Origin of the sequence: Caenispirillum salinarum AK4, from assembly GCF_000315795.1 — a bacterium.
GTDB lineage: Bacteria > Pseudomonadota > Alphaproteobacteria > Rhodospirillales > Rhodospirillaceae > Caenispirillum > Caenispirillum salinarum.
In genome coordinates this window covers 114278-140559 of sequence record NZ_ANHY01000002.1, presented here as the reverse complement: position 1 = coordinate 140559, position 26282 = coordinate 114278, and the positions used below count along the sequence as shown (strand labels likewise).

Genomic DNA, 26282 nt, shown 5'->3' with positions numbered 1-26282 from the left:
GGTTCAGTCGTTGCCCCCTCAGCGACAACGGGCCCGCCTCCGTCTCCCGGAAGCGAGCCCGTCGCCTTGGCGGTCGGCGTCGTTCGCCTGTTCCGGATCAGATCGCCAGATAGTCGTGGCGAAGCTGCTCGTTCTCCAGAACCTCCTGCGCGTCGCCGTCGAAGACCACCTCGCCCATGTCCATGATGATGGCACGGTCCGAGATATGCAGCGCCGCAACCGCGTTCTGCTCGACGATGATCGTGGTGATGCCGAGTTTCTTGATGTTTTCCAGCGTCTTCTCGATCTCCTGTACGATCACCGGGGCGAGGCCCTCATACGGCTCGTCCAGCAGCAGCAGCTTGATGTCGCGGGCCAGCGCGCGGCCGATGGCGAGCATTTGCTGTTCGCCGCCCGAAAGCGTCACGCCCTCCTGGTTGCGCCGCTCGCCCAGGCGGGGGAACAGCTCGTAGATGCGTTCCACCGACCAGCCGATGGGCGGCTCGATCTGGGCCAGGATCAGGTTCTCCTCGACCGTCAGGCCGGGGATGATGCGCCGGTCCTCGGGCACCAGGCCGATACCGTTCTTGGCGGCCTGGTGGGCCTGCATGTCGTGCAGCGGCTGGTGGTCCAGCCAGATTTCCCCGTGCTTCAGCTCGGGGTTGTCCAGCCGGGCCAGCGTGCGCAGCGTCGACGTCTTGCCGGCACCGTTGCGGCCCAGCAGGGCGAGAATCTCGCCCTCGCGGATGTCGAAGCTCACCCCCTGCACGATGTAGCTCTCGCCGTAGTAGGCGTGGATGTCGTACACGGAGAAGAACGCCGGCGCGGTCCCCTTGGCCTGAATGGGCGCAACGCCCGGGGCCTTTCGTTCCTTGGTGTCGATAGCCATTAGATGTGCGCCCCTCCGAGATAGGCTTCCTGCACGACCGGGTTGCCCTTCACCTCATGCGGCGGACCGGAGCAGATGATGGCACCCTGGGCGAGCACGCTGATGTGGTCGGCGAGCGAGAACACGACGTGCATGTCGTGCTCGATGATGACCTTGGTCTTGCCGCGGGCCTTGATGCGCTGAAGGATTTCGATGGTCCGGTTGGTGTCGGCGCGCGACATGCCGGCCGTCGGCTCGTCCAGCAGCAGGAGCTTGGGGTTCTGGACCAGGCTCATGGCCATTTCCAGGCGCCGCTTGTCGCCGCGCGACAGGTCTGAGGCCGGACGGTTCATCTGGTCGTGCAGGCCCAGGTCCAGCATCACCTCCTCGGCCTGCTCGCGGACGTCCTTCTCGCCGAACAGGCTGCGGAAGAAGTTGAACTTCACCGGCCCTTCCTTGCTGGCGAACGCCGGGATCATGACGTTCTGCAACAACGTCAGGTCGGGGAAGATTTCCGGCGTCTGGAACACGCGCACCACGCCCGCCTGGTTGATCTCGTGCGGCTGCATGCCCGTGATGGACCGGCCGTTGAAGATCACCGAGCCGGTGTCGGGCACCAGGCGGCCGATGATGGTGTTCAGAAGGGTCGACTTGCCGGCACCGTTGGGACCGATGATGGCGTGGATCTTCCCTTCCTCGACCTGAAGGTTGATGTTGTTGAGCGCCTTCAGGCCGCCGAAGCTCTTGTGGACGTCGGAAACGTCGAGAACGATGTTGTCCATGATCTTATCCCTCGGCCGAGTGTGCGGGGCCGCCGGTGCGGGCGGAGCCCTTGCCGCCGCGATGGCTTGCGGTGCGCTTGGCCAGGCCCGTCAGGCGCCGGATGCCTTCCATGATGCCGCCGGGCAGGAAGATGACGACCGCCATGAACAGGGCGCCCAGCGTCAGGTGCCAGCCCTCGCCCACGAAGGGCGCGACAATGAACGTCAGGAAGTCGTTCAGGAAGTCGGGCAGGAACGAGAAGGCGCTGTGAAGGACACCCTCGTTGATGGCCGAGAAGATGTTCTCGAAGTACTTGATGAGACCGGCGCCCAGCAGCGGGCCCACCAGCGTGCCGGCACCGCCCAGGATGGTCATCAGCACTACCTCGCCCGACGCCGTCCACTGCATGCGCTCGGCCCCGGCCAGCGGGTCGGTCACCGCCAGCAGGCTGCCGGCCAGACCGGCGTACATGCCCGAGATCACGAACACCAGCAGCAGGTGCGGCCGGGTGTTGTAGCCCGTGTACATCATGCGGTTCTGGTTCGACTTGATGGCCCGCAGCTTCAGGCCGAAGGGCGACTTGAAGATGCGCAGCGACAGGAAGAACGCCAGGATCAGCACGACGGCGCAGAAGTAGAACCCGGGCCAGCCGCTCATTTCCAGGCCGAACAGGTTGGTGGACGGCAGGCCGGCCGTTTCCTCGGCCCCGAAGGCGAAGTCCAGCACGCGCGGGTCGCCGTGTTCCAGCTGCAGGCCCGTCTCGCCGTTGGTGATCGGGGTCAGCACCGAATAGGCCATGTTGTAGGACATCTGCGCCAGCGCCAGCGTCAGGATCGAGAAGTAGATGCCCGACCGGCGCAGCGACACGAAGCCGATCAGCACCGCGAACAGCGCCGCGATCAGGATGGCGAAGACGATCGCCGGCAGCACGTTCATGGACAGAAGCTTGAACGACCAGACGGCGGCATAGGACCCGACGCCCAGGAAGGCGGCGTGGCCGAACGACAGATAGCCGGTCAGGCCGAACAGCAGGTTGAAGCCGACCGCGAAGATGCCGTAGATGGCGAACTTCTGCAGAAGGTCCGGATAGGAGGCGCCAAACGGCGCCGTCCACAGCGGCATGGTGAGGACCACGGCGGTGAAGATCGCCATGATCATGTAGTCCTTGCGGGGCGATTCCATCAGCATGTTAAGCCTCCATCACCCCTTTGCGGCCCATCAGGCCACGCGGCCGGACGAGCAGAATGACAACCGCGACGAGGTAAATGATGATCTGGTCGATACCGGGCAGCACGTCCTTGACCACGCTCATGGACGCGAAGGATTGCAGGATGCCCAGCAGGAAACCGGCGGCGACGGCGCCCGGCAGCGAGCCCATGCCGCCAACGACGACGACGACGAAGGACAGCACCAGGAAGTCCATGCCCATGTGGTAGTCGGGCGGCAGGATCGGCGTGTACATCACGCCCGCCAGGCCGGCGACCACGGCGGCGATGCCGAAGACCAGGGTGAACCGCTTCTGGATGTTGATACCCAGCAGGCCGACGGTTTCACGGTCGGCCATGCCCGCGCGCACCACCATGCCGTAGGTGGTCAGGTTCAGGAAGGCGAAGACCGCGCCGACGATGAACAGCGTGAACAGCAGGTACAACAGGCGCCACCAGGGATAGACGACGGCATCCCCCAGGCCGAGGGCGGAGCCGATGGCGGCGCTGCCCGACACGGCGTCGGGGGCCGCCATGGGGATCGGGTTGGCGCCGAACCAGGCCTTGATGATCTCCTGCAGCACGATCGCCAGGCCGAAGGTCACCAGGATCTGCTCGGCGTGGGTGCGCTTGTAGAAGTACTGGATCAGCCCGCGCTCCATGACGAAGCCGATGAGCAGCATCACCGGAATGGCCAGTACGATGGAGATCGGCACCACGTAGTCGATGATGGCGAGCCCCGTGTCTCCCAGCCAGATTTCCAGGTAAGGCGTCTCCTTGTACGCCTCGAAGAAGGTGACGCTCTCGTCCCTGACCTGCTTCGAGATCGTCAGAAGGTTCTGGAGAGCGACGGCGACGAACGCGCCCAGCATGAACAGCGCGCCGTGGGCGAAGTTCACGACACCGAGCGTGCCGAAGACGAGGGTCAGACCAAGGGCGATGAGCGCATAGGCCCCGCCCTTGTCCAGACCGTTGAGGATCTGAAGAAGGAATGCGTCCATGGATCCCGAGCTTTCGCGAGTAAATGGATACGGCAACGCCGGCCGCCGCGGCCGCGGCGGCCGGCGCTCTTCAAGCCGTGATAGGACCGGAGGTCTGCCTTAGACCTCGTAGGGGCCCAGCTCGCCGCCGAAGATCGACGGATCGTACATCACCTGCTCGCGCGGCACCTGCTTGACCACCTTCAGCAGGTCGAACTGGCTGGACGGGTTGTCGTTACCCTCCACGACCAGGACTTCCTTGAAGCACTGGTGGTCGGCGCCGCGGTACAGGGTCGGGCCGTTACCGGTGCCGTCGAACTCGAAGTCCTCCAGCGCCTTGATGACCTCGGGCGGGTAGAAGGTGCCCGCGCGCTCCACGGCGTCGGCGTACAGCAGGGTCTGCACGTAGCAGGTGTGGGCGGCCTGCGACGGCGGGAAGCCGTATTCCTGGCCGAAGGACTTGGTGAAGGCCTTCGAGCCCTCGTCTTCCAGCGACCAGTGCCAGTTGGTCGAACCGACGATGCCCTGGACGTTCTCGCCCGCGCCCTGCGCCATCAGGCGCGAGTACAGCGGCACGACGATCTGGAAGTCCTTGCCGTTGACCTGCTTGTCGCGCAGGCCGAACTGCACCGCCTGGGTCAGCGAGTTGACCATGTCCTTGCCGTAGTGGTTCAGGATCAGGACGTCCGCGCCCGAGTTCAGCACCGGGGTGATGTACTGCGAGAAGTCGCCGGCGCCCAGCGGGGTGCGCACCGCGTTGACCGTCTCCCAGCCCAGCGCCTCGGTGGTGTTCTTGATGGACTCTTCCTGGGTCCAGCCCCAGGTGTAGTCGGCGGTCAGGTGATAGGCGCGACGGTCGGTGCCCATGCGCTCCTTCAGCACCGGACCCAGCGCGGCGCCGGACATGTAGGCATTGAAGAAGTGACGGAAGCCGTAGCGACGCTTGTCCTTGCCGGTGGTGTCGTTGGAGTGCGTCAGCCCGGCCATGAAGACGACGCCCATTTCCTGCGCCAGCGACTGCTGCGCGATGGCCACGCCCGAGGACGAGCCGCCGGAGAACATGATGACGCCGTCCTTCTCGATCATGCGCTTGGCAGCGGCACGCGCGGCGTCGGACTTGGTCTGCGTGTCACCCGTGACGTAGTCGACCTTCTTGCCCAGGATGCCGTTGCCCTGCAGGGCCAGCGGCTTCATGGTGTTGAGCATTCCGCCGTCGCCCTCGCCGTTGATGTGCTTGACGGCCAGCTGGTAGGCGCGCAGTTCGTCCGCACCCTCGTCGGCGTAGGCACCCGTCTGCGGCACGTTGAAGCCCAGGGTCACCGTGCTCTTGTTCGAGGGGTCGTTGCGGAAGGCGTTGCCCTGCGCGAACGCATTGCGCGTGAACAGGTGCGGCGTCGCCAGCGCGGCGCCGGCGAAAGCGGACGTCTTCAAAAGCCCACGACGAGTGAAATGGAACGTGTCCGACATATGTCGGGTCCTCCCTTGTTGGACGTTTGCGATGGCCGGACCTTGTTGGCGGCTCCCAAGCCATCAGCGGGGTGAAAGCTTGTCGCTTTTTTGTTCCGGCGAAGTATGTGAGCCGCTGCAGGAGGGGTCAATCAGCGCTCGCATCGCTTGATAAATTTTGTAAAAATGCCCGTATTGCAGCGCCACAATTTGTGAATGTGTGAAAACACCATGGTCCGCCTTCCCGCGTCGCCGCCCGCCGCACCGCCCGTTTCCGCCGCCGATCGCAAGGCGCCGCTCATCGGCCACCGCATCCGCTCCAGCCGCCGGGCGCGCGGCATGACGCAGGTCGCCCTGGCGGAGGCGGCGGGCATTTCGCCCGCCTACCTGAACATGATCGAGCACAACAAGAGGCCCATCGCCGGCGCCCTTCTGCTGCGCCTGGCGGACGCGCTGGGGCTGCCGTCGTCGGACCTGACGGGTCAGGAGGAGAGCCGCATGCTGTCGCAGTTGCGGGCAGCGGCGGCCGAGCCCCTGTTCCGCGACCATGACCTGGACCTGGACGCCATGCCGGCGGTGATGGGCGTGGCGCCCGACCTGCTGCACGCCTTCGCCACCCTGCACGCCGCCTACCGCCGCAACGAGGAAAAGGTCGACGCCCTGTCAGAGCACGTGGAGGCCCTGTCGGAGCGCGTCAGCCAGGACCCCTACCTGGCGCAGACCAGCCACCGGATTCTCACCCACATCACCTCGATCCGGTCGTTTGCCGAGATCCTGCGCGACTACGGCGACCTGGACGAGACGGAGCGCCAGACATTCGTGCAGACTCTGGTGGGGGACAGCCGTCAGCTCACCGACATCGCCACCGAAATGTTCAGCTTCCTCACCAGCGGCAGCGGCGACTCGGCCGGAAGCTCGCCGGCGCAGGAGGTGGACGAGCTGTTCTACGAGCACGGCAACCACTTCCCGGCCCTGGAAGACGCCGCCGATGCCTCGCGCGGGGATATCGACCGCTCCGGCGGCCTGCTGCTGGCCGACCTTCTGCGCCACCTGGAGGAGCGGCATGGCGTCACCGTGCGCCGCGTGGTGCCCGACGCGACCGCAGCGGCGCCGGCGGCATGGGACGCGGAGTCGCGAGAGCTGCACCTGTCGCGCGCCCTGCCGACGGCAACGGCGCGCTTTCTCACCGCCCGCCTCGTCGGCCGCCTGGAGGCCGCCGACGTGGTCGACCGACACCTGGACACCGGCCTGCTCAGCACGGAAGAGGCGCGCGACCAGGCCCGCGACGCCCTGGCCGGCTACTACGCGGCGGCGCTCATGTTTCCATACGATGCGGTGGTGGAGGCCGCCTTTGAGTTGCGGTACGACGTCGAGCTTCTGCAACAGCGGTTCGCGGCAAGCTGGGAGCAGATGTGCCAGCGCCTCACCACCCTGCGCCGGCCGGGGCAGGAAGGCATTCCGCTGCACTTCCTGCGCACCGACATCGCCGGCAACATCTCCAAGCGCTTTTCCGCCTCCGGCCTGCAGTTGCCGCGTTACGGCGGCGCCTGTCCGCGCTGGGCCATCCACGAGGCGCTGCTGACGCCGGGGCGGGTGACGACCCAGCTTGTCGCCCTGCCCGACGGGGGCAGCTACCTGCTCGTCGCCCGGACCGTCGAGAAGACCACCGGCGGCTATCGGGCGCCGCGCAGCGTCTACTCCGTGATGATCGGCTGCGACACGGCGTTCGCGCCGTCGATGGTCTATGGCGACGGCCTGGCACTGGACGACGCGGCGGCGCAGGTGCCCGTCGGCGTCTCCTGCCGCCAATGCCCGCGCGAGACCTGCCGCCAGCGCGCCCAGCCCGCCGCCACGCCGCCGCAATGGGCGACGACCGGCGGGTGATCAATCCGCGGGACAGGCGTGCCGCCGGAGGTGGCGGTAGGCCAGCCAGAACGCCAGGGCATCCAGCGCCGGGATGGCGAAGGCCTTGAAGCCCGCCCAGACTTCGGTGCTGACGGAGCGCCAGACAATCTCGTTGGCGACGGAAAGTGCCAGCAGGAACAGGACGATGCCGATCGTCACCCGCCGCCAGGCCGCCGCTTCAGCCTCGATCCCCGCCCCCAGCACGCTGCGAAGAAGCATGCGTCCCCTCACCAGGGCACCGGCCAGGACCAAGGCCGTAAGGGCATTGATGATGGTGGGCCGCATCTTGATGAAGCGGCCCTCTTCCAGAATCAGGGTGGCGCCGCCCAGCATCCCCGTCAGCGCCAGACTCGCGAACGGCACCACCGGCACCCGGCGCTGGCGCATCCAGCTCACGGCGGTGGAGAGCACGCCCGCGACCAGCAGGACAATGGTGCCGGCGAAGATATCGTAGAACCGCACCGCCAGGAAAAACGCGAGGGCGGGGCCCAGTTCCAACGCGATGCGCTCGACCGTGGCGCCAAGGCGCCATGACGACGGCCTTCCGCCGCCGGACCGGCCGTCGGCTTGGCCGGTGCGGGCACGGGCGGAAGGCGTGGCAGCGTCGGACGTGTCTCGCATGTCGGAGCAACGCGGTCGGGTTTCGACGGGCTGCCGCAAGCGGGCCGCCCGCGCGCCCGCCTTCGTCGGCGCAAGGCCCGCCGGCGCGGCTTTCGGCGTGATGTCCACCGAAAGGTCACAGCGTTGCACGGCGAGAAAGGCGCATACTCGCCCTTAATATGCCGAAAGTCAGGCGACCAAAGGGCTAGTTATGACGTTCGTCATAGCGCCGAGACGCTCCGCAAGCGTAAGACAACCGCGGAATCGCGAACGCCGGGGCGGAGACGAGCGAACGATGCAGAAGCATGGCAGCAGCCCGTGATCGATAGGAGCAGTTCTGGTCGAATTACCAGGGTCCGCCGCCCTTCTCCAGTCTCGTTAAAGGAAACTGTAAAAATGTTCGACAATCCGATTTGTAAATTTTGCCGACGTACTTCGCGAGTGTGAATGGACCGTAAGCCGAAATAACGGATGTGCCGCCGCAAGCGTGATTTACGCTTAAGGCATGGAAGACCTAGCGTAAGGTGCGATGGATGTTGAAATGGATGAACCAGATGGCCGAGAGGGACGACAGCGGCGCGGGCAAGGACGGACAGGACGGGACCCAGCAGTGGCCCCGGGCGCTGCTCTGCCTTGTGGCGCGAGAAGACCTTGGCGTTCTCGGTGAGCTGGTGGCCGAAGTCAAGCACGCCCCCCTGTACTTCCTGGATCGCCCGGCGGACCTTCTGGCCGCACGGCGAGAGGGGGCGGTCCTGATCGCCTCGGCCAGCCGCGTCGCCAACGAACCCTGGTCCAACGCCATCGCGCAGGTGCGCCGCACGGGGCGGCTGCCCACGGTCTTCCTGACGCGGGCCGACCAGATGATCGAGATCGCGCCCTACGCCGATCTCATCGACAACCTGATCTTCCTGGAATTGCCTCCGCGCCGCCTGGGCAAGGCCCTGACCATGGCGCTGGACGGGTTCGTCACGCTGCCCGGGCGCACGCGCGCGACGCTCGCCGTCGACGCCGTCCGCCAGGAACGCCTGCACCGCCTGGACGACATGGAGCAGGAGGTCATCGGCCTGATCGCCGAGGGCATGACCAACGAACAGATAGCCCGGCGCCTCAACATGGGCGAGCCGCAGGTCAAGCGGACCGTCAAGCGCATCCTGGACCACCTGGGCCTGCGCAACCGCACCGAGGCGGCCGTGTTCTACCACTGCGCCGAGGGGTCCTTCCGCCCTGGCGATATGCCGCCGCAGCCGGGGCCCGAGGGCGAAGGTCCGCATCCGGACAACAACAGCGAGGCGCCGTAGGGCGCCGTCGCCCGAACCCGGAAAGGCATTCGGCATCGCCGCCATCGAGCGGCTGTCCTGGACCGGCACCCGACGGGTCCACAGCCGGCCGGGGACGACCGTCGTCAGGCGGACACCGCCGCCCCGGCCACCGCCACCTCGCGATAGACATCCAGCACCTGCCGCGCCACGGCGGTCCAGGAATAGCCGGCAACGGCAGCGCTGATGACGCGCCCCGGCTCATGCTCGTTCACGAGGCCGGCGACGGCCCGCCGCAGGGCATCGGAATCAGTCGGCTCGACCTCGGCCAGGCGCCCGGGGTGCGGCGCGACATCCATGCCGTGGTGGGCGGTCATCACGGCAGGGGTCCCGCAGGCCATGGCCTCCAGCACGCACAGCGGCATCACCTCCGACTGGCTGGGCAGCACCAGCAGGTCGGCCGCCGCATAGGCCGACGGCAGCATGGGATCGTCGTAGGGCAGTTCCCCCAGATACCGCACACGGCCGCGCCCTTCCTGCAGGCACTGCTCCAGATAGCCGCGGTCCTCGCGGGCAACGCGGCCGAACATCACGTAGTCGATGTCGGGATCCAGGCCGGCAAGCGCCCTCACGACGCGCAACTGGCCCTTGTAGGGCGAGATGCTCGCCGCCGTGATGAGGAACCGGCGGTCGGCGCCATGGACGCGGCGGAACAGGTCCGGCGCCGCTTGAAAGAACCGCTCCGGCACGCCGTTGGGGATCACGCGCAGCCGCTCGGCGGGGACATCGTATCCGTCGGCCAGCATGTCGCGCTCCCGACGCCCCAGCGCGACGACACGATCGGCCCCGTGCAGGGCCGTCATGATCTGGCGGTAACTGGTGGTCGACGCCCAGCCGGTCAGCCGACCGGCCAATGCCGCGGCGGTCCGGGCGCGGCGGGCATCGGTCCGGGTGAAGGGCGGCCCCAGCACGGACGACAGCACCACGGGCACGCCAGCGTCGTTGCAGGCCTGGACGACCCGCTCGTTGCCGTTGATGGCGCCGAACAGGTGGATGACATCGAAGTCCGTCAGCGCCTGCGTCCACGGATTCATGAATCCGGCATCGGCGCCCAGCGCGCGCAGGGCGGCCAGCGTCTCGCGCACCTGCACCTGAAGCCCGCCGGTGCGCTGGAACAGCATGGGATAGCTTAAGAATCCGATCCGCATGTCAGGCCCTCTTCCCGCGTGGCGCGGCGGCGACGGCGGCGGACGGAGCGGCGGGGTTCAGAACCTCGGCGTAGAAGCGCGTGATGCGGGCCAGCCAGGCGTCGCGGCTGAACCGCATCACCGCAGCCTCGCGCCCCGCCTGCCCCATGCGTGCCCGGGCATCGGCACCGCTTTCCAGGATGTCGATGACGGTGCGGGCAATGGCCGCCGGATCACCAAACGGCACCAGCGCGCCCGCCTTCGTGCCGCGGATGACCTCCTCGGTGCCCGGCACGCGGGTGCCCACGACCGGCACGCCGCAGGCCATGGCCTCTGCTATGACGCTGCTGAAGCCCTCGTTGCGGCTGATGAGCAGGTGCAGGTCCATGGCGCAATAAAGCGCCTCCACCGCATGGGTGAAGGGCAGTATGACGACGGCCTCAGTCAGGCCGGTGCGGGTGATCTCCTCGCGCACCTGCGCCTCCAGGTGGCCGGACCCCACCAGCAGCAGGCGGGCCTCGGGCAGCCGCCGGCGCACGCGGCGGAATACCTCCAGAAGTTCCAGCGGCCGCTTCTGGTCGGCCAGGCGCCCCACGCTGCCCACCAACGGCACATGGCCGGGAATGCCCAGCGCCTTGCGGGCGCGCAGACGCTGGGTCGGCGACGGCACGAAACGGTCGGTATCGACGCCGTTGTGAATGACGGTGCGGCGGGCAGTGTTCGGTATCCAGGAATCGAAGGTGGCCGCGAAGGAGTCCAGGGCGGCCCCGGACACGCCGTACAGCGCCCGCACCGACCGGAACGCCGTCGGCAGGTGCAGGCGATGCCAGCGCGTCAGCGGCCACGGCGTGAACGAGTTGCGTATGCTGGCCACCGCCGGCAGCCCGGCGCGACCGGCCGCCCACAGGTGGTCGATGCCCTGGTCGGTCCAGGAAAAAAAGACGTGCACCAGGTCCGGTGCGAAGCGGCCCAGCCCCGTCTCGGGCCGCGTGGCCGCCTGCCATCGCGCCCGGAAGCGGTGGTTGTAGTCGCTCAGAACCCGCGCCGGTTCGTAATGCTCCAGCGGCACGTCCAGGTCGCGCAGCCGGTCGGCCATGCGGTCGCGGCCGGGAAAGTCCGCGACGGCCACGGTGACGCGATGGCCCATGTCGCGCAGGGCGCGGGCCTCGTCGATCATCCGCATCTCCATGCCGCCGAACTGGCCGGAGTCCGACGTCAGCAGGATATGGCGCGGCGGTGGACGGCGGGTGGTGTCGAGGGGTGTCTGGACGGTCATGGCCTCCCACCAGCGAGGGTTCCGGTGCGTCGTCCGCGGGCGTCACCACGGCTGACCACTATAGGCCAGCGGCGCGAAACGGGTCTTGGGCGAGCATGTTGTACGCCGCCGGGCTTATGCCTTCGCCGGGCACGTCCCGGAAGAGGTCGCCCACCTGAACGGCCCGTGACCCGGACCCGCCTATCCCGTCGGCGGTACGCCAGAAACGGCCGCGCTCTACGCGATTTGAACCGCCCTTGCGGAAATAGTCGCGCGCTACCATGGCTGAACCTCGGCGCCCGCCATACGCGCGCACCTGCCGGACCGAACTGGAGATCGCCCATGACCACCCGCCCCGACGTCGACGTAGTTACGCCAGTGGGCCGTCCCGATCACGCCCTGGTGGTGGCGGTGGAAAGCGTCCTGTCGCAGCAGGGCGACTTCTCCCTGGGGCGCATCATCATCGTGAACGACGGCGACAAGAGCCCCGAGGGCCGGGCGGTGCTCGACAGCCTGTCGCGACGTCATCCGGCGATCCGGGTGATCGACCTGCCGTCCAACGTGGGTCCGGCGGCGGCACGCAACATCGGCACGCGGGAGGCGAGCGCGACATGGGTGGCCTTCCTGGACGCCGACGACACCATGCTGCCCGGCGCGATCGACGTGCGCCTGCGCGCAGCGCGGGAGATGCCGGACATCGGCATGATCTGCGGCGACTTCATCTGGCGCGATTTGACCGCCGGCACGGAACGGCCCGGCGCGATCCGCGGCAGCGCCGCCGGCCGTGCGCTCCCCCCGGGCGATGGGTCGGCCGTCCGCCTGCGCCGGCCGTTCGAGGCTTTCGTGGAAAGCCCGCTCGCGCATATGTGCAGCACCCTGTTCAGCCTCGACGCCTTCCGCGCCGCCAAGGGGTTCGACGAACGCATCTGGCGCCAGCACGACTACAACCTGTTTCTCCGCCTCACGCTTCGTCACGACGTCCTTTTTGTGAAGGCCGATGTCGGAACCTACAACAACAGCGTGGGCAGCTGGTCGCGGCGCCAGGACACGAACGACTGGCGCGCCCTCGCCTGCCTCGCGCTGCTCGAACAGGATCTGTCAGATGACCAGCGCCGCGCCGTCCTGAGGAAGGTGGAATGGTGCTATCGGGCCCGCCGGTACGCCTGCCTGGCGGACCGCGCCTACGGCGCCGCCGCGCTCTACCGCCTGAAGGAGGCCCGATGCGCCGTTGCCCGATCGCTCAAGCCCCTAGCACCCGTCGTACCGCGCCCGCATGTCGGCCGCCCGGCGGTCTCCTGAAGAGGAGGCGCACCGGCTCAGCCGCCAATCATCGACGGACGCTTTGCGGCATACACCCGGCCGTTCCTGGCGGGAATCAGGAAGAAAGCGTCATAGTCGGGATCGAACCAGAACCGCCTGTGGTAATGATCGCCCTGTGCCGGCCTGTCGTCGCCCAGGGCCGCGAAGGCGTGCGTTACGTCGGCCCAGGTCCATTGGGCAGGATCGGGGCTTGAAATGTCCGCCATCCACAGGCTGAACCAGGGCGCATCATTTGTCCGGGGCGCGATCAGGACCAGGATGTGGTCAAGGCTCGTGTCGCCCTCGGGCATGTGTTCGCCAAGCCAGTGGAACCCGCCCGCGATATTGAATGCTGCCGGGTCGGGGAATGAGGTTCCGTCATATTTAAGCGTATGGATCCTGCGGTCGCCGGTCGGCATGACGACGTTCACCCGTTCCGACACGCAAAGATGCCCTCCGGACCGCTTGGCGAAATAGACCGCATCCCATTCGCCGGCGGTTCGTCTGCTCGGAATGACGCAAGGCGGCGTCATTCTCGTCCAGTTGCCGTCGACGACGGCCTCGTCCACCTTTACGAGGGCCTCCCCGGTCACGACGTTGATAAGCCTCATATTGGTTGTCCGGCGGGCGTAAAGCGCCATTTCCGTTCCTGGCACGAACGTGAACCAGGTGTCGGCGCCATCAGTGGTCACGCTTTCCCCTCTGACGGTCTTGATCGGGAAGGAGCGTGACGAATCCCAGTGATACTTGGCGCCTGACGAGTCGATCGCCCACATGTTGTTCTCGGCGGTCGTGTTCCACCATGGGTACGTTCCCTGGCATGTCACGATGTCCAGGCCGACCTCCGGGTTGTAGCAGTGCGTCAGCGAGCCGTAGGTATGCGTCGCCGTGGGCCCGAGCCGCCCGCGGATGTTCTCGCGCGGGCAAAGTGTCGACGGCAGATAATTGGAATAGGCGGCCCAGTCGGTGGGATCGTCGGCCGACGCGCCGAACTGGTACTGAGGCTTGTTGATTATCCAACTCGGCGGCGTCTTCCCGCGCGACGTCAGGTCTTCTTCCTTCCAGAGCGTCCAGCGCGGACTGTCCTCGACGCGCAGCCACTTCCCCGTCCGAGGGGAAAACAGGTTTATTGACGACGAATGGTAATCACCATGGCCGCCGCCCGTGAAGACGTAATGTTTGCGCGCATTGATCCAGGCGCCCGATGAAAAGGCGAAGGCGTTGAAATGGTTGTAGCTGCCCTTGGGCGGCACCGGCATTGCGCGGTACCCCCAGTAGGGCGCATTCTCTGCACTGTCTACAGTCTGCTCGAAGTGCGGCATGGAATCGTACAGGCCGAACGCATCGTCGCTGACCTGGATCCATTCGCCTTCCCGCGCGCCGGCCAGTCTTGCGGCCGCGTGATCCTGAAACGACGACGCATACTCACGTTCCGGCGCGCGGCTCGCGAACATCCACCGGGGGTCCTTGGCGAAGTCGCTCGGCTGAGTGTTGCTGTCGAACTCATAGGAGTCCCAAAGGGCGTCGACGTAAGACGCGCGCGCGACCAAGTCGGCATCGCCGAACTGTCTACCGATCAGCTTTGCCAGTTTGGCATTGCCCCACCGAATGACGGCGTACTGGACGGGGCTGTTGACGGTGCCGGGCCGTATGATTTCTCCCTTGTCGGCATCCTTCGTCCAATAATGCGTGTCCGTCCCCGTAATGGTCATTTCGCCGAATGACGTAATGGTGTTGCTGGGGCGACAGTCGCCGCGGTACAATCCCAGGTGGTACGGGTGTCCCCCGTAAGCCGGGTTCCACGACGACAGCGGTACGCCCTTCACGAAGTGCTGGACGAATCGCCATGGGTCGCTGGCGGCTTCGTCTGCGATGCCGAGCCGCCACGCATACATCAGGCCGCTGTTGGCCAGGAAGTCACCCATGAAACTGTAGCCGTGATTGATGCTGTCGTTGACGAAGCCGTAGGGCATCAGGCCCGGCCCGTCGTCCTTGCCAGATGCGCGGAGCCACGCCGACCAGGACTCCTTTTGCGGAAGCCAGTTGTCGATCGCATCCCGGATCACCATCCAGTTCTGCTCCAGCATGTGCTTGACGTAGCCGGCCTCGGGGTTCTTGTTGGGCTCGACCCACCACCAGTTGCACAACGAGCGCAGTCCCCACGCCATCGCGCGGATCTCGGAATCGTAGACGCAGCATTCAAATCGGCGGTCGAGGCCGTCGTGGCTGTAGCGGAAGCGCGCGCCGTCGGTCGGCGTCTCGTTGGCGACCGCCTGAAGACCTTCACTGCGCAAGATATCAAGAAACCACTCGTCGCCGGCCCACACAGTCATAGAGAAGCCGGGATTGGGGTTATGCGTGCCGTTGGCGGAGTGATAGCCGTTGCGCTCTCTGGAGGCCAGCCCGCCCATGGAGGCTTCGCCCCACCCGTAATACGTGTACTTCCCATCGACATCGTCAAGCCCGGCGTGACTGACCCTGTCGGAGAAGACGGGGACCTTGTTGCGCCTTGTCCAGAACTGGGTGTTGACGAAGTTGCCCCACGTCAACGTGTATACGCGGTCGGAGTTGATGTCCTTTGGCGTGAACGTGGTCAGCATGCGTGCCGACCAGCGCGGAATGAACCCAAGGCCGGGCCAGTCGCCGGCCGAGTTGATGTCCTTCGGATAGGGGCCGGGGTGTCCCGCCACGTACTGCGGATCGACCTCGGTCGTGTAGTTCGCGAGCGTCGGATCGGTGTCGAAGGGTGGGTGCGCTCGGGTTTCGTAGGAATAGCCACGGTCGAACTCGTGGTGAACGACCGGCTTGCCGGGCCGCTCGATAGCCATGCCGCGATAGTAGGGAGCGTATATCGGCAGGCCGTCATCGGTGCAGTAGATTGCGGAATTGGTATTGAAATCAAAGGGGCCGGTCAGCGGACGGTATCCGACCTGGGTTTCGGCATGGCCGTCGTTGTCGCGATCCTCCATCGCCCGTTCCTTGGCCTCCCATACCGGCGTGCCGGCGCGCTTCAGCACGAATGCCGTGGGGCGCACGAGGATCGCTGGATGAAAACGTTCGTCGCCTTCCTTGTAGGCCCGCACGTTCTCGAGGTTTCCGTTGACCGGCGAGGCCATGACCGCCGTCGTGCAAAGATAGTTGTCCTCGGCGTCGCGCCGTTCTCCCGTCGTGTAGATGTCCGCATAGAAGCGGCACCAAAGATGCATATGCGCGTTGCCGTCCGGGTCCTTGAAGGCGGCCGTCACCAGGTGGCGCTTCAGGACGGGGCCGTCGCGCAGGACCTCGCGGTGCCTGCCGGTGAAGCCGTCGTTCAGGCTTGCGGTCCACGTCACGCCGTCGATGACCAGCTCAACAGTGTAATCGTCATCAAGAAGCGGTTGGTCGTCGATAAGACCGCCGGCGGGCGGCGAGCCATCGGCGGACTCGAAGAAGTCCACGAAGAGGCTCTCGCCCCCTTTAATCCTTGGCAGAAGGATGGTGAAGGCGGCCAGATTGCACGATCCGTCACCATGGTTGTTGCACATGGTATCAAGCTGCCATGTCAGCGGCAGAACGCCGCCCTCGAAGCGCGGCTGCGGATAGCTCCCGGCCTTGATGTCACCCGGCTTGAAGGGGTGTGCGAAGGTGTACCACTGCATGTCCGGGCTGTCGGTGTCCGTCGCGTTCCGCACCCGGAACCGCGCGACGGCGTCACCCTCTGCCCTGCGCGGCTTGCGGTCCGGCACCGGCGGCACCCCGCCGGCGGCCTCGATCAACCGCGCGTACCAGGCGGCCCCGGCGGCGCGGGCCCGTTCCGGCGTAAGCAGATGGCGCAAGGTGACATCGGCCATGAAAAGCTCTCCCTGCCAATGGTTTGGCCGGCGCCCAGTATAGGAGGAGCCCTCCGCCGCCGGGCGGTTCAGGGGCGGTACACCACTGGGCTTACCCCTCGCGCCCGCGGCATCGGCTGCGGCCGGAGGGGTAGTCCGAATACGCCCGCGCTTAAGCAGGGTGAACGGCTGAGGCGCCGGGGGCCTCCGGCTACCATGGCGACGGGTCGTCCGCGGCCCCTGTTCCCGATCCGCAACCGGCACGAGCGTTCATGGCCGACGTCCTGTTCCTGACCCAGCGCATCCCCTATCCGCCGGACAAGGGGGAGAAAATCCGCAGCTTTCACCTGATGAAGCGGCTGCTGCGGCACCACCGGGTGCACCTGGGCTGCCTGCTCGACGATCCCAGCGACCTGCGCCACCTGGACACCCTGAGCGACATGGTGGCCGACCTTCACGTCGCGGTCATCGACCGGCGCCGGGCCCGGCTGAGGTCGCTTTCGGCGCTGGCTTCGGGAGGCGGGTTGAGCGTCGCCTACTTCCGCCACCGCGCCCTGCGGCACTGGGTGAACGACGTGCTGACGCGCGTGCAGCCCGCGGCGGCAGTGGTGTTTTCCTCCAACATGGCGCCCTATGTGCTGGACCGGCCGCCGGGCGCGCCGCGCCCGCCCCGCCTGATCGCCGACGTGGTGGACGTGGACAGCGAGAAGTTTGCCCACTACGCCCGCGAAGCCGCCGGTCCCATGCGCTGGATCTACCGCCGCGAGGCCGCCAAGGTGGCCGGCCTGGAGCGGCGCCTGGGCGACGAGGCCGACGTCGTGACGCTGGTGTCCGAGCCGGAAGCCGATGTCTACCGGCACATCTGCCCGGACGCGCGGGCGCGGGTGCTCGGCATCCCCAACGGCGTCGACCTGGCGACCTTCACGCCCGACGATCCGGCTCCCTCTCCCTACGGCGATGGCGGACCGGTGGCGGTGATGGTCGGACACATGGATTACCCGCCCAACATAGACGCCGCCATGTGGTTCGCGCGCGAGATCCTCCCCCTCGCCCGCCGCCGCGTGCCCGACCTGCGGTTCGCCGTGGTGGGCGCCAACCCTGCCCGCGAGGTGCGCGCCCTGGCCGAGAGTCCGGGGGTGATGGTGACCGGACGGGTGCCGGAGGTGGTGCCCTACGTCAACCACGCCGACGTCTGCGTCGCACCGTTGCGCATCGCCCGCGGCATTCAGAACAAGGTGTTGGAGGCCATGGCGGTCGGGCGGCCGGTCGTCACCACCACCGCCGCTTTGACGGGCATCGCCGCCACGCCGGACCGCGACGTGCTCGTCGCCGATACTGCCGGTGCCTTCGCCGAAGCCGTGGAGACGGCTCTGGCGCCGGCGCGCGCCGCCGCCCTGGGCCGGGCCGCCCGCCGGTTCGTCGAGGCCCACCATGCCTGGGATACCGTCTTCGCGCCCTTCGACGTCCTGATCGACGGAGACGGCACCGCAGAGGCACGGGGCGCCGCCGAATAGGCCGGCGGCGGTACGGCGCCCGCCCTGTCGGCAGCCGGCGCAGCGGTCCGTCAGCCTTGCCGGGCGGCACTTCTACGATGGGATCTTTCCCCGGTCTCAGTCCCGCAGCTTGAGCGAGCGCATGAGGTCGTAGAGCGTCGGGCGGCTGACCCCCAGCAGCTTGGCGGCCGCGGAGACGTTGTTGTCGGCGACGCACAAAGCCTTGGACACGGCCTCGTACTCCGCTTCCTCGCGCGCCATGCGGAGCGTCGGGAAGCTGCCCTCCTCAAGCTGCAGGTCGGTGCCGGTGATGTGGCTGCCGTCGGCCAGCACCAGCGCCCGTTTCACCCGGTTTTCCAGCTCGCGCACGTTGCCCGGCCACTCGTAGGCGGCGATCGCCCGCAAGGCGTCGGAGGTGAAGCCGCGCGCCGGGCGCTTCATCTCCTGGGCGTAGCGCGACAGGAAATGGCGGGCGAGCAGGGTCGCGTCGCCCGGCCGCTCGCGCAGGGGCGGAATGTGGATGCCGACCTCGTCCAGGCGGTAGTACAGGTCCTCGCGGAAGGCGCCCTCGGCGATGGCTTCCGCGAGGTTGCGGTTGGTCGCCGCGACCACACGCACGTCCACCGCGATCTGGCTGCGGCCGCCGATGCGCTCGATCACCCGTTCCTGCAGGAAGCGCAGCAGCTTGACCTGCAGGGCGTGCGGCATGTCGCCGATCTCGTCCAGAAACAGCGTGCCGCCGTCGGCCTGCTCGATCTTGCCCAGGGTCGTTTTGTGGGCGCCGGTGAAGGAGCCCTTCTCGTGGCCGAACAGCTCGCTCTCCAGCAGGGTCTCGGGAATGGCGGCCACGTTGATGGGCACGAAAGGCCCGTCGACACGGGTGCTGGCGCCGTGCAGGGCGCGGGCCAGCACCTCCTTGCCGGTGCCGCTCTCGCCGGTCAGAAGCACGTTGACGTCCGACGGCGCGACGCGCTCGATCATGCGGCAGACGTCGAGCATCTTGGGGCTTTCGGCCAGCACGTCGAGCATGGGCCGGCGGTCCTTGGAGGCGGCCAGGCGGCGGTTCTCGTCCTCCAGGGCGTGCAGGTGGCTGGCGCGCTCGACGATCAGGCGCAGCGTGTCGATGTCCACGGGCTTGGGATAGATGTCGTAGGCGCCCAGGCGCACGGCCTCCAGCGCGTGGATGCGCTCGGCGTTGCCGCTGGAGACGATGATCTTGAGCCACGGCTTGAAGGCCAGCAGGTCGGTCAGCACCGCCAGCCCTTCGGACGCGCCGTTGGGGTCCGGCGGCAGGCCCAGGTCCAGCACCACCACCGCCGGCTCCACCCGCCGGGCCAGCGCCACCGCGCCGGCGCGATCGATGGCGCAGTGGACGTCGTACCGGTCGGCCAGCGCCCAGCGAAGCTGCTTGGCCAGGCCTTCGTCGTCCTCCACCAGCATGAGGATGGGTTTCACGTCCGTCGTCGTGCTCATGTTACACAGCCTCCCTCGCGACCGGACGCGCATCCCCGCCCACCGCTCCGGCCGGCGCGGCGCCGGCCAGGGGGAAGACGATGCGCATGGTCGTGCCCATGCCGGGCCTGCTCGTCACATCCAGGCGCCCACCCATCTCGCGCACCAGCTCGCGGCTCTGGAAGGCGCCCAGGCCGTAGCCGCCGTCCTTGCTGGTCTTGAGCGGGCGGAACAGGTGGTCGCGGACGTAGGCGGGGTCCATGCCCTCGCCGTCGTCGGTCACCGCCACCGCCACGCCGTCGCCGCCCGGAGCCGGCGTCAGGGCGACCTCCACCAGCCCGTCGGAACCGGCGGCCTCGATGGCGTTCTGCACCAGGTGGTCGAGGACCGAGCCCAGGCGTTCCGCCGGCGGTGCCGGCAGGGCCAGGCCCTCGGCCTCCATGCGCCAGCGCAGGTCGGGCTTGCGCCGGCGCCAGCGGGTGACGGCGTCGGCCACCTGGCGCGCCAGGTCGGGCGCGGCGGCGGATCCGGCGGCGGATGCAGCGGGCGCCGGCGCAGCAGACGGCGCGGCCGGCATCGCCGGCTCCGCGGATGCCTCTTCGCGGCTCTGTTTCAGCTCCGCCAGCAGCTTGCGCAGCTTTTCGACGGCGCCGGCGGTGGTTTCCAGCATGTCCTTCTGGAACTCGGGCTCGTGGCCAAACCGGTCGGCGTTCTTGAGCATCAGGTCAAGCTGGCTGACCACGTTCTTGACGTCGTGCACCAGGAAGGCCGTGCGCTTGCTGAAGGCCTCCAGCCGCCGCGCGTCCGACAGGTCGTTGAGCGCGCGCTCCGTCGCCAGGGTGGCGGCGGCATGGCGGCTGACGGTCTTGAGGATGTCGAAGTCCTCCCACGTCAGCGGCCGGCGCACCCGCGGCGCGGCCACCACCACCATGCCCAGAACCTCGCCCCGCAGCACCAGCGGCACCACCAGCCAGGCGTCGGCTTCGGCCAGCCAGGCGGGCGGCTCGAAGCCGTACAGCGCCGGGCGGCGGCGCATCTCGTCCAGGTCCACCACCCAGTGGCGGCGCCGCATGAAGCCCACCAGCGCGGCGTCGTCGGGCAGCGCCGGCAGGGTCACGGGCAGGTTCCAGAAGGCCGTCGGCAGGAAGGCCCGGTCGCGCTCCTGGTGCAGGTACAGCGCGCCCTTCGAGCCTTCCGCGATGTCGCAAACGGCGCGGACGATGCGGTGATGCAGGGCGTCGGGTCCCTCGTCCTCGCCGCCGGCGACCGTCTGCGTGAAGCGCAGCCACTCCGCCCGGTAGTCGTAGCGATGGGAGAAGAAGTTCTTGGCGATCATCACCCGCAGCCGTGCCCGCGAGGCGCCGGACAGGAAGACGAAGCCCAGCAGCAGGACCGACCCGATCAGGAACACCACCTGCGTCACCGCGCCCCATTCGCCGCCGGCGTCGCGCATCCAGAAGCCGACGACCGCCATCAGCAGCAGGTAGACGCCCGCCGCCATGACGATGGACGACCGTAGCACCACCTCGCGCGAGGGCCGCAGGCGGCGGCCGGGAACGGGCTTGCGGAACAGCGACACCATGACGGGCAGCGCGCACAGGGCGCCGACGGCGCCGCGCGCCGCGTAAAGCTGCGCGTCCATGCCGCCGAACAGCAGGGACTCGGCCAGCAGGAAGACGTCGAAGGCCAGCATGATGGCCAGCCCCAGGCACAGGTGCTTGACCACCCAGCGGCCCTCGTCGTCGGCGGCGCGCAGAATGCTCTCGATCAGCGCCAGGCCGAGGATCGCCAGCACCAGCAGCCCCGCCGGGACCAGCGACAGCGTTCCCAGCACCGGCAGCAGCGGTCCCGCCACGGCCAAAAGGCCCGCCGCCGCCCCGGTGCCGAGAATGACGGCCGCCCCACGCAGCATCAGGCGCCGGCCGCGCCACAGGCGGGCGATTTCCACCAGCACCACCAGCCAGGCCCCGACACGGACGCCCTCCAGCATCACGACGGCGACCGCCGGTAGCGCGACGAACGCCGCTCCGGCGGCCCAGGCGGCGGTGACGGCGCCCGCCACGGCCACGGCGATGCCACGCCCCGGCGGCAGGCGGTGGCGCCGCGCCAGGGCGATGGCCGCCACGGCCAGGAAGGTGATGGCGCACAGGCCGTAGGCCAGGCTCAGGATGTCGCCGTAGTCGCCGGCCAGCATCGTGTCAGCGCGCCCCCTCGTTCCACAGGATGACCTTCACCGTCTGCACCAGGATCAGCAGGTCCAGGAACAGGCTGCCGTTCTTCACGTAGTACAGGTCGTAGGCCAGCTTGCGGCGGGCGTCCTCCACCGAGGCGCCGTAGGGATAGTTGATCTGCGCCCAGCCGCTGATGCCCGGCCGCACCGTGTGGCGCTCGCGGTAATAGGGGATCTGCTCGGCCAACTGGTCGACAAAGAAGGGGCGCTCGGGGCGCGGGCCGATGAAGCTCATCTCGCCCTTGAGCACGTTGAGCACCTGCGGGATCTCGTCGATGCGGGTCTTGCGGATGAAGCGGCCCACCGGCGTGACGCGCGCGTCGTTGGCACCGGCCCAGCGCGGCTTGCCGTCCTTCTCGGCGTCCGTCGTCATGCTGCGGAACTTCAGCAACTCGAACGGGCGGCCGTGCAGGCCCACGCGCTCCTGCCGGTAGAACACCGGGCCGCGACTGGTCAGCTTGACCGCCGCCGCCGCCGCCGCCGTAATGGGCAGGGTGGCGACCAGGAAGGTCAGGCTGACGGAAACGTCGAACAGCCGCTTGATGAAGCGCCGCGACAGCGACTGGCGGAACCCGTCGGAAAAGATCATCCAACCGGGGCGCAGGCTGTCCAGGTCGATCTCGGCGGCCTCGCGCTCCCAGAAGGTGGCGTAGTCCGAGATGGTCACGCCGCCCAGCTTGCATTTCAGCAGATCGTCCAGCGGCAGGCCGCCGCCCTGCCCGCCGCGGCCGGCGCGGCGCTCGGCGGTGGCCAGCACGATCTCGTCGACGCGCCGGTCGCGCACCAGGCGATGCAGCGCCGCCGGCTCGCCGGCCAGACGGCGGGGGAACACCTGCCAGTGCAGCCGCCCCGCGCCGGCGCCGCCGTCCTCCATGTCGACGAAGCCGACAAGGCGGAAGTGGCGGTGCTGGCCCGGGGCGGCCATCTCGGCGATGCGCTCGGCGGCCGGCCCGGTGCCCAGCACCAGGATGCGGCGCTTGAAGACGTCCAGGTCCGCCAGCTCCACGAAGAAATAGCGGATGAACACGATCGCCACCGCCGCCGCCGGCGTGGCGAAGCCCAGCAGGATCACGTAGCCCGACCAGTCCGTGCCCATGTACATGGCATAAGCCACCGACGCCGCCGTCAGCGCGACGAACAGAAGCGGGAAGATCACCAGGCTGCGGCGGACAAAGGTCTTCACGTCGAAGAACATCCGCCGGCTGTACATCCCCACGGCCGCGATCACGACGATGCCGAGCACCGCCAGCAGGCGCGGCACGGTGTGGTCTCCCCAGGCCGCCGCCGGCGCGCCAAGCGCCCCCGTCACGGCATCGGCGCCGCCGGGACCGGCCGCCGGGGCCACGTCGAAAAATGCCGTCAGCCCTTCGAACAGGGCGACGAGAACCCCCGCCTCCAGGCTGGCGAGAAGCAGAACCGGGACGGCGATGTGGTGTCCGAACACCCGCATCATGGAAAGCGCTCCGTGACAGTGTTCGCGGAAGACCCCACGAAAGTACCGGAGCAGCGGCGTCGGGAACAAAGGCGGGTAGGCCGTAGAGAGGCGTTATTCCGTTCTACCCCCTCGGGCGATCAGTAATAACTGCCGCAACGGATGAACAGTCCCAATAATGTCGCAACAAAAACCATCGCCGGGCGGCCCGTCCGAAGACCGGCCGCCCGGCGTGTTGATCGGCAGACAAACGGCCGAAGATGATGACTACTGCGCCTGCGCCTCCTCGGGGCCGCCCTCCAGGCGGGCGAGAAGATCGCGGGTGCGCTCGCGTTCGGCATCGGTGGTGCGGGCCCCCTGCACCTGTTCCAGCACCTGGCGGGCGTCGTCGCGGCGGTCGAGGGCCACCAGCGCCTCGGCCAGGTTGAGGCGGTGGCCGGGGCGCGCCGTCTGGCTGGCGGCCTGGCGGAACAGTTGCTCGGCCATCACCAGGTCGTTCATGCGCAGGCGGATCTGGCCTTCGGTGTCCAGCAACTCGGGCTGGTTGCCGCCGTGCAGGCGGGCCTTGTCGATGTGGTCCAGCGCCGCGTCAAGCCGCCCCTGCCGCATCAGGACGTAGGCCAGGTTGTTGTGGTTGACCCAGCTTTCGGGATCGTCCGCCACCAGGCTCTCCAGCAGCGGCTCGGCGGCCTGGAAGCGGCCGTCCTCGATGTGCCACATGGACAGGATGAGGCGTGCCCGGGTGTCGTCGGGGTTTGCCGTGCTCCAGTCGCTCAGGCGCGCAACCGCCTGCTCGGGCTCGATGGGCCGCTCGGCCGAGGCCAGCAGGTGGACCAGATCGCCCGGGGGCGCCTCCATGGCCGCGATCTTGTCGCGCAGGTAGGCGACGCCGTCCCGCGGGTCCCGCGCCAGGCGCGTGCGGGTTTCCATCTGGATGACGCGCACATCGTCGGGGGCCAGGGCCAGCGCCGCGTCCATGTGTTCGCGCGCACCTGCGGCGTCGTTGTCGCCCAACTCCAGCGCGGCCAGCGCCAGCCGGACCTCGAGGTTGTCGGGCTCGACGACGGTGTAGCGTTCCAGCGCGTCCGCCAGAACCGACTGGTTTCCCGCCTGCCGCGCGGCGTTGACCAGCAGTTTCAGCGTTTCGGCGTCGGACTTCACCTCGGCCAGCGTCCGGGCCGCGGCCAGGCCGTTGGCGGCGTCGCCGGTCGCCAGACGGGCGCGCGCCACCATTTCCAGCAGCTCGGGGTCGCGCGGGAAGGTGTTGAGGCCGGGCACGGCGGTGGCAAGCGCCGCGTCAGGCCGGCCCTCCTCCAGCAGCAGGGCCGCCAGACGGGCCCGCGGACGCGGCGAAACCGTGCCGGCCTCCACCGCCTGCTCCAGCCAGGATCGCGCCTCGGCCTTGTCGCCGCGCAGGGCCGCGATGTCGGCCAGCCGCAGCATCAGTGCCGAGGACCGCGGCGCCGCCTCGTGGGCCGACAGCAGCACGGCCTCCGCCTCGTCCACCCGGTCCTGCTGGCGCAGCAGCGCCGCCAGGTTGCCGGCGGCATCGGCGGCGCCGGGGTCCAGCGAAATGGCCTTGCGGAAGGCGGCCTCGGCGCCTTCGGGGTCCTGCCCGGCAAGCAGGGCGAGTCCGCGCATGGTGTGGCCGCGCCCGGCTTCGGGCCGGTCCGTCACGACCTTGTCTGCCACGGCCAGCGCCTGGTCGGGCAGGTTCTTCTGCATCAGCATGGCGAAGTAGGTCGACACGGCGCGGTCGTTGCTCGTGTCCTTTTCCACCGCCAGCCCCAGGGTCTCAAGCCCCTCCTCGCCCTGCCCGAGGGCGGAATGGGTGGCAGCCAACTGGCGAAGGATCGCGGCATCGTCAGGCCGCAGTTCGGACGCGGCGCTCAGCAGGTCAAGCGACTCTTCCGCCTTGCCGGCCAGCCGCGCCGCCTGCCCGGCCAGCGCCAGGGCGTCGGCGTTCTGCTTCATGTCGTCGGGCAACGGCGTCAGCACCCGGTAGGCGCGGTCGTGCCTGCCCGTCTCCAGCAGCGAGGCCCCGAGGGCGATGCGCGCCTGGGGCAGCGCCCCGGCACCCTCGGCAAGCCCGGACAGAAGGCGCACTGCCTGTTCATGCTGCCCCAGGCGGTATTTCACCAGCCCCGCCAGGAGCTGCATGCGCTGGTTGGCGGGGTCCGACGCCAGGCCGCGCGCCAGAAGCGAGTCGGCCTCGCTCATCTGGCCCTGGACATAGGCCACGTGGCCGCGCAGGTAGACCGCCTGCGGGTACTCGGGCACCTTCTCCAGCACCCAGTCCAACTCGTCCGCCGCCGCGTCCATCTGTCCGGCCGCGATGAGCGCCTGGGCAAGCGGCACGCGCACGAAGGGGTTGATGGGACGCATGTCCTTGATGGCGCGGTAGTGTTCAAGGGCCTTGGCCGTCTCTCCGCGCGTCAACGCCAGGTCGCCGGCGATGTAGAGAACGTCGGGGTCGTTCGGCGCATTGGCCAGCGCCTGCTCCGCCAGTTCCGTCGCCGCCTGCACGTTGCCGGCCGACGCCTCCAGCCGCGCCAGGCCGGCGGGCGGCAGCGCCGCCTTGGGGGCCAGTTCCATGGCCCGGGTCATCGTCTCGTGCGCGGCCTCGGCGTCACCGGCGGCGGCCTGCGCCCGGCCGCGCAGCGCCAGGGCGTCGGCCCGCAGCACCGGGTCCAGGCTTTCGGGCAGGTCCTCCGTCAGTTCCATCACCCGCGCGGCCTCGTCGGACGCCAGCCACGCCCGCATGAGCGGCAGCATCCACAGGTCCGGCGCGCCGCCCAGGTCGCGGGCACGCTCAAGCTGCAAACGGCCGCGCTGGACGTCGCCCGCGCCCAGGTAGATATCGCCCAGCAGCGCGTTGGCCTCGGCGTTCGCCGGCTCCTGCTGGAGCGCGTTCTTGATCTGGATGATGCTGTCGGCAACGCGGCCCTCGGCGCGGAAGGTGCGGGCCTCTTCCAGCAGCTGCTCCACGTCGGCCGCGTGCGCCGCGTCCATGGGGACCGGCGCCAGTGTGGCCGTCATGGCGAGAACGGAGGCGGCGACCACCGTACGAAGAGACGTGTATCGGACGCGCTGTCGAATCATTGTGCCACCCTCTGACTAGAAT

The 26282-nt window shown here is 68.4% G+C and carries 17 protein-coding genes; 4 read left to right on the top strand and 13 right to left on the bottom strand.

Features of this window, described 5'->3' with window-relative positions; all coding sequences use genetic code 11:
• Positions 1-97 precede the first annotated feature (97 nt).
• The 5 genes from C882_RS00755 to C882_RS00735 all read right to left on the bottom strand — a co-directional run bounded on the left by C882_RS00755 (position 98) and on the right by C882_RS00735 (position 5261).
• On the bottom strand, positions 98-868 hold the full coding sequence (locus tag C882_RS00755) for an ABC transporter ATP-binding protein (protein ID WP_009538608.1): 771 nt from the start codon (positions 866-868) through the stop codon (positions 98-100).
• A complete protein-coding gene (locus C882_RS00750; protein WP_009538607.1) occupies positions 868-1629 on the bottom strand; it encodes an ABC transporter ATP-binding protein in 762 nt (253 codons plus the stop codon). Before C882_RS00750 ends, C882_RS00755 begins: the two co-directional genes overlap by 1 nt.
• Positions 1630-1633: 4 nt before the next feature.
• Positions 1634-2797 (bottom strand): branched-chain amino acid ABC transporter permease, encoded by a 1164-nt coding sequence (locus tag C882_RS00745; RefSeq protein ID WP_009538606.1) that lies wholly within the window; start codon positions 2795-2797, stop codon positions 1634-1636.
• Position 2798: 1 nt separating this feature from the next.
• Complete coding sequence (locus tag C882_RS00740; RefSeq protein ID WP_009538605.1) at positions 2799-3815, bottom strand: branched-chain amino acid ABC transporter permease; 1017 nt, start codon at positions 3813-3815, stop codon at positions 2799-2801.
• Between the two features lie 99 nt (positions 3816-3914).
• A complete protein-coding gene (locus tag C882_RS00735) occupies positions 3915-5261 on the bottom strand; it encodes a substrate-binding protein (RefSeq protein ID WP_009538604.1) in 1347 nt (448 codons plus the stop codon).
• A gap of 210 nt (positions 5262-5471) precedes the next feature.
• Between C882_RS00735 and C882_RS00730 the strand changes: the two genes are divergently transcribed.
• The gene (locus C882_RS00730) at positions 5472-7124 is read left to right on the top strand and encodes a helix-turn-helix domain-containing protein (protein WP_009538603.1); all 1653 of its coding nucleotides are present in this window, start codon (positions 5472-5474) and stop codon (positions 7122-7124) included.
• Here C882_RS00730 and C882_RS00725 read toward each other — a convergent pair whose 3' ends face one another.
• The gene (locus C882_RS00725) at positions 7125-7874 is read right to left on the bottom strand and encodes an inner membrane-spanning protein YciB (RefSeq protein ID WP_009538602.1); all 750 of its coding nucleotides are present in this window, start codon (positions 7872-7874) and stop codon (positions 7125-7127) included. It lies immediately after the preceding gene.
• Between the two features lie 425 nt (positions 7875-8299).
• Between C882_RS00725 and C882_RS22750 the strand changes: the two genes are divergently transcribed.
• Positions 8300-9043 (top strand): helix-turn-helix transcriptional regulator, encoded by a 744-nt coding sequence (locus tag C882_RS22750; RefSeq protein WP_160166756.1) that lies wholly within the window; start codon positions 8300-8302, stop codon positions 9041-9043.
• A 104-nt stretch (positions 9044-9147) separates the two neighbouring features.
• Here C882_RS22750 and C882_RS00715 read toward each other — a convergent pair whose 3' ends face one another.
• Entirely contained in the window at positions 9148-10209 is a 1062-nt protein-coding gene (locus C882_RS00715) for a glycosyltransferase family 4 protein (RefSeq protein ID WP_043642773.1), read from the bottom strand.
• Position 10210: 1 nt separating this feature from the next.
• On the bottom strand, positions 10211-11464 hold the full coding sequence (locus C882_RS00710) for a glycosyltransferase (protein ID WP_009538599.1): 1254 nt from the start codon (positions 11462-11464) through the stop codon (positions 10211-10213).
• Positions 11465-11785: 321 nt separating this feature from the next.
• Here C882_RS00710 and C882_RS22745 point away from each other — a divergent pair, with 321 nt between their 5' ends.
• On the top strand, positions 11786-12742 hold the full coding sequence (locus C882_RS22745; protein ID WP_009538598.1) for a glycosyltransferase family 2 protein: 957 nt from the start codon (positions 11786-11788) through the stop codon (positions 12740-12742).
• A 17-nt stretch (positions 12743-12759) separates the two neighbouring features.
• Here C882_RS22745 and C882_RS00700 read toward each other — a convergent pair whose 3' ends face one another.
• Positions 12760-16572, bottom strand: coding sequence for a hypothetical protein (locus C882_RS00700; RefSeq protein WP_009538597.1), 3813 nt, complete (start codon positions 16570-16572; stop codon positions 12760-12762).
• Between the two features lie 251 nt (positions 16573-16823).
• Between C882_RS00700 and C882_RS00695 the strand changes: the two genes are divergently transcribed.
• Entirely contained in the window at positions 16824-18065 is a 1242-nt protein-coding gene (locus C882_RS00695) for a TIGR03087 family PEP-CTERM/XrtA system glycosyltransferase (protein ID WP_009538595.1), read from the top strand.
• Between the two features lie 96 nt (positions 18066-18161).
• Here the strand turns inward: C882_RS00695 and prsR are convergent, their stop codons facing one another.
• The 4 genes from prsR to prsT form a co-directional block, all read right to left on the bottom strand.
• Positions 18162-19517 (bottom strand): PEP-CTERM-box response regulator transcription factor, encoded by a 1356-nt coding sequence (prsR, locus tag C882_RS00690; RefSeq protein ID WP_009538594.1) that lies wholly within the window; start codon positions 19515-19517, stop codon positions 18162-18164.
• 1 nt (position 19518) lies between these two features.
• Complete coding sequence (prsK, locus tag C882_RS00685) at positions 19519-21690, bottom strand: XrtA/PEP-CTERM system histidine kinase PrsK (protein WP_009538593.1); 2172 nt, start codon at positions 21688-21690, stop codon at positions 19519-19521.
• A gap of 4 nt (positions 21691-21694) precedes the next feature.
• Entirely contained in the window at positions 21695-23179 is a 1485-nt protein-coding gene (locus C882_RS00680; RefSeq protein ID WP_009538592.1) for a TIGR03013 family XrtA/PEP-CTERM system glycosyltransferase, read from the bottom strand.
• A gap of 246 nt (positions 23180-23425) precedes the next feature.
• Positions 23426-26260 carry an XrtA/PEP-CTERM system TPR-repeat protein PrsT gene (gene prsT, locus C882_RS00675; RefSeq protein WP_083875631.1) on the bottom strand — a complete coding sequence of 945 codons (2835 nt, stop codon included), beginning with the start codon at positions 26258-26260 and terminating at the stop codon, positions 23426-23428.
• Positions 26261-26282 lie beyond the last annotated feature (22 nt).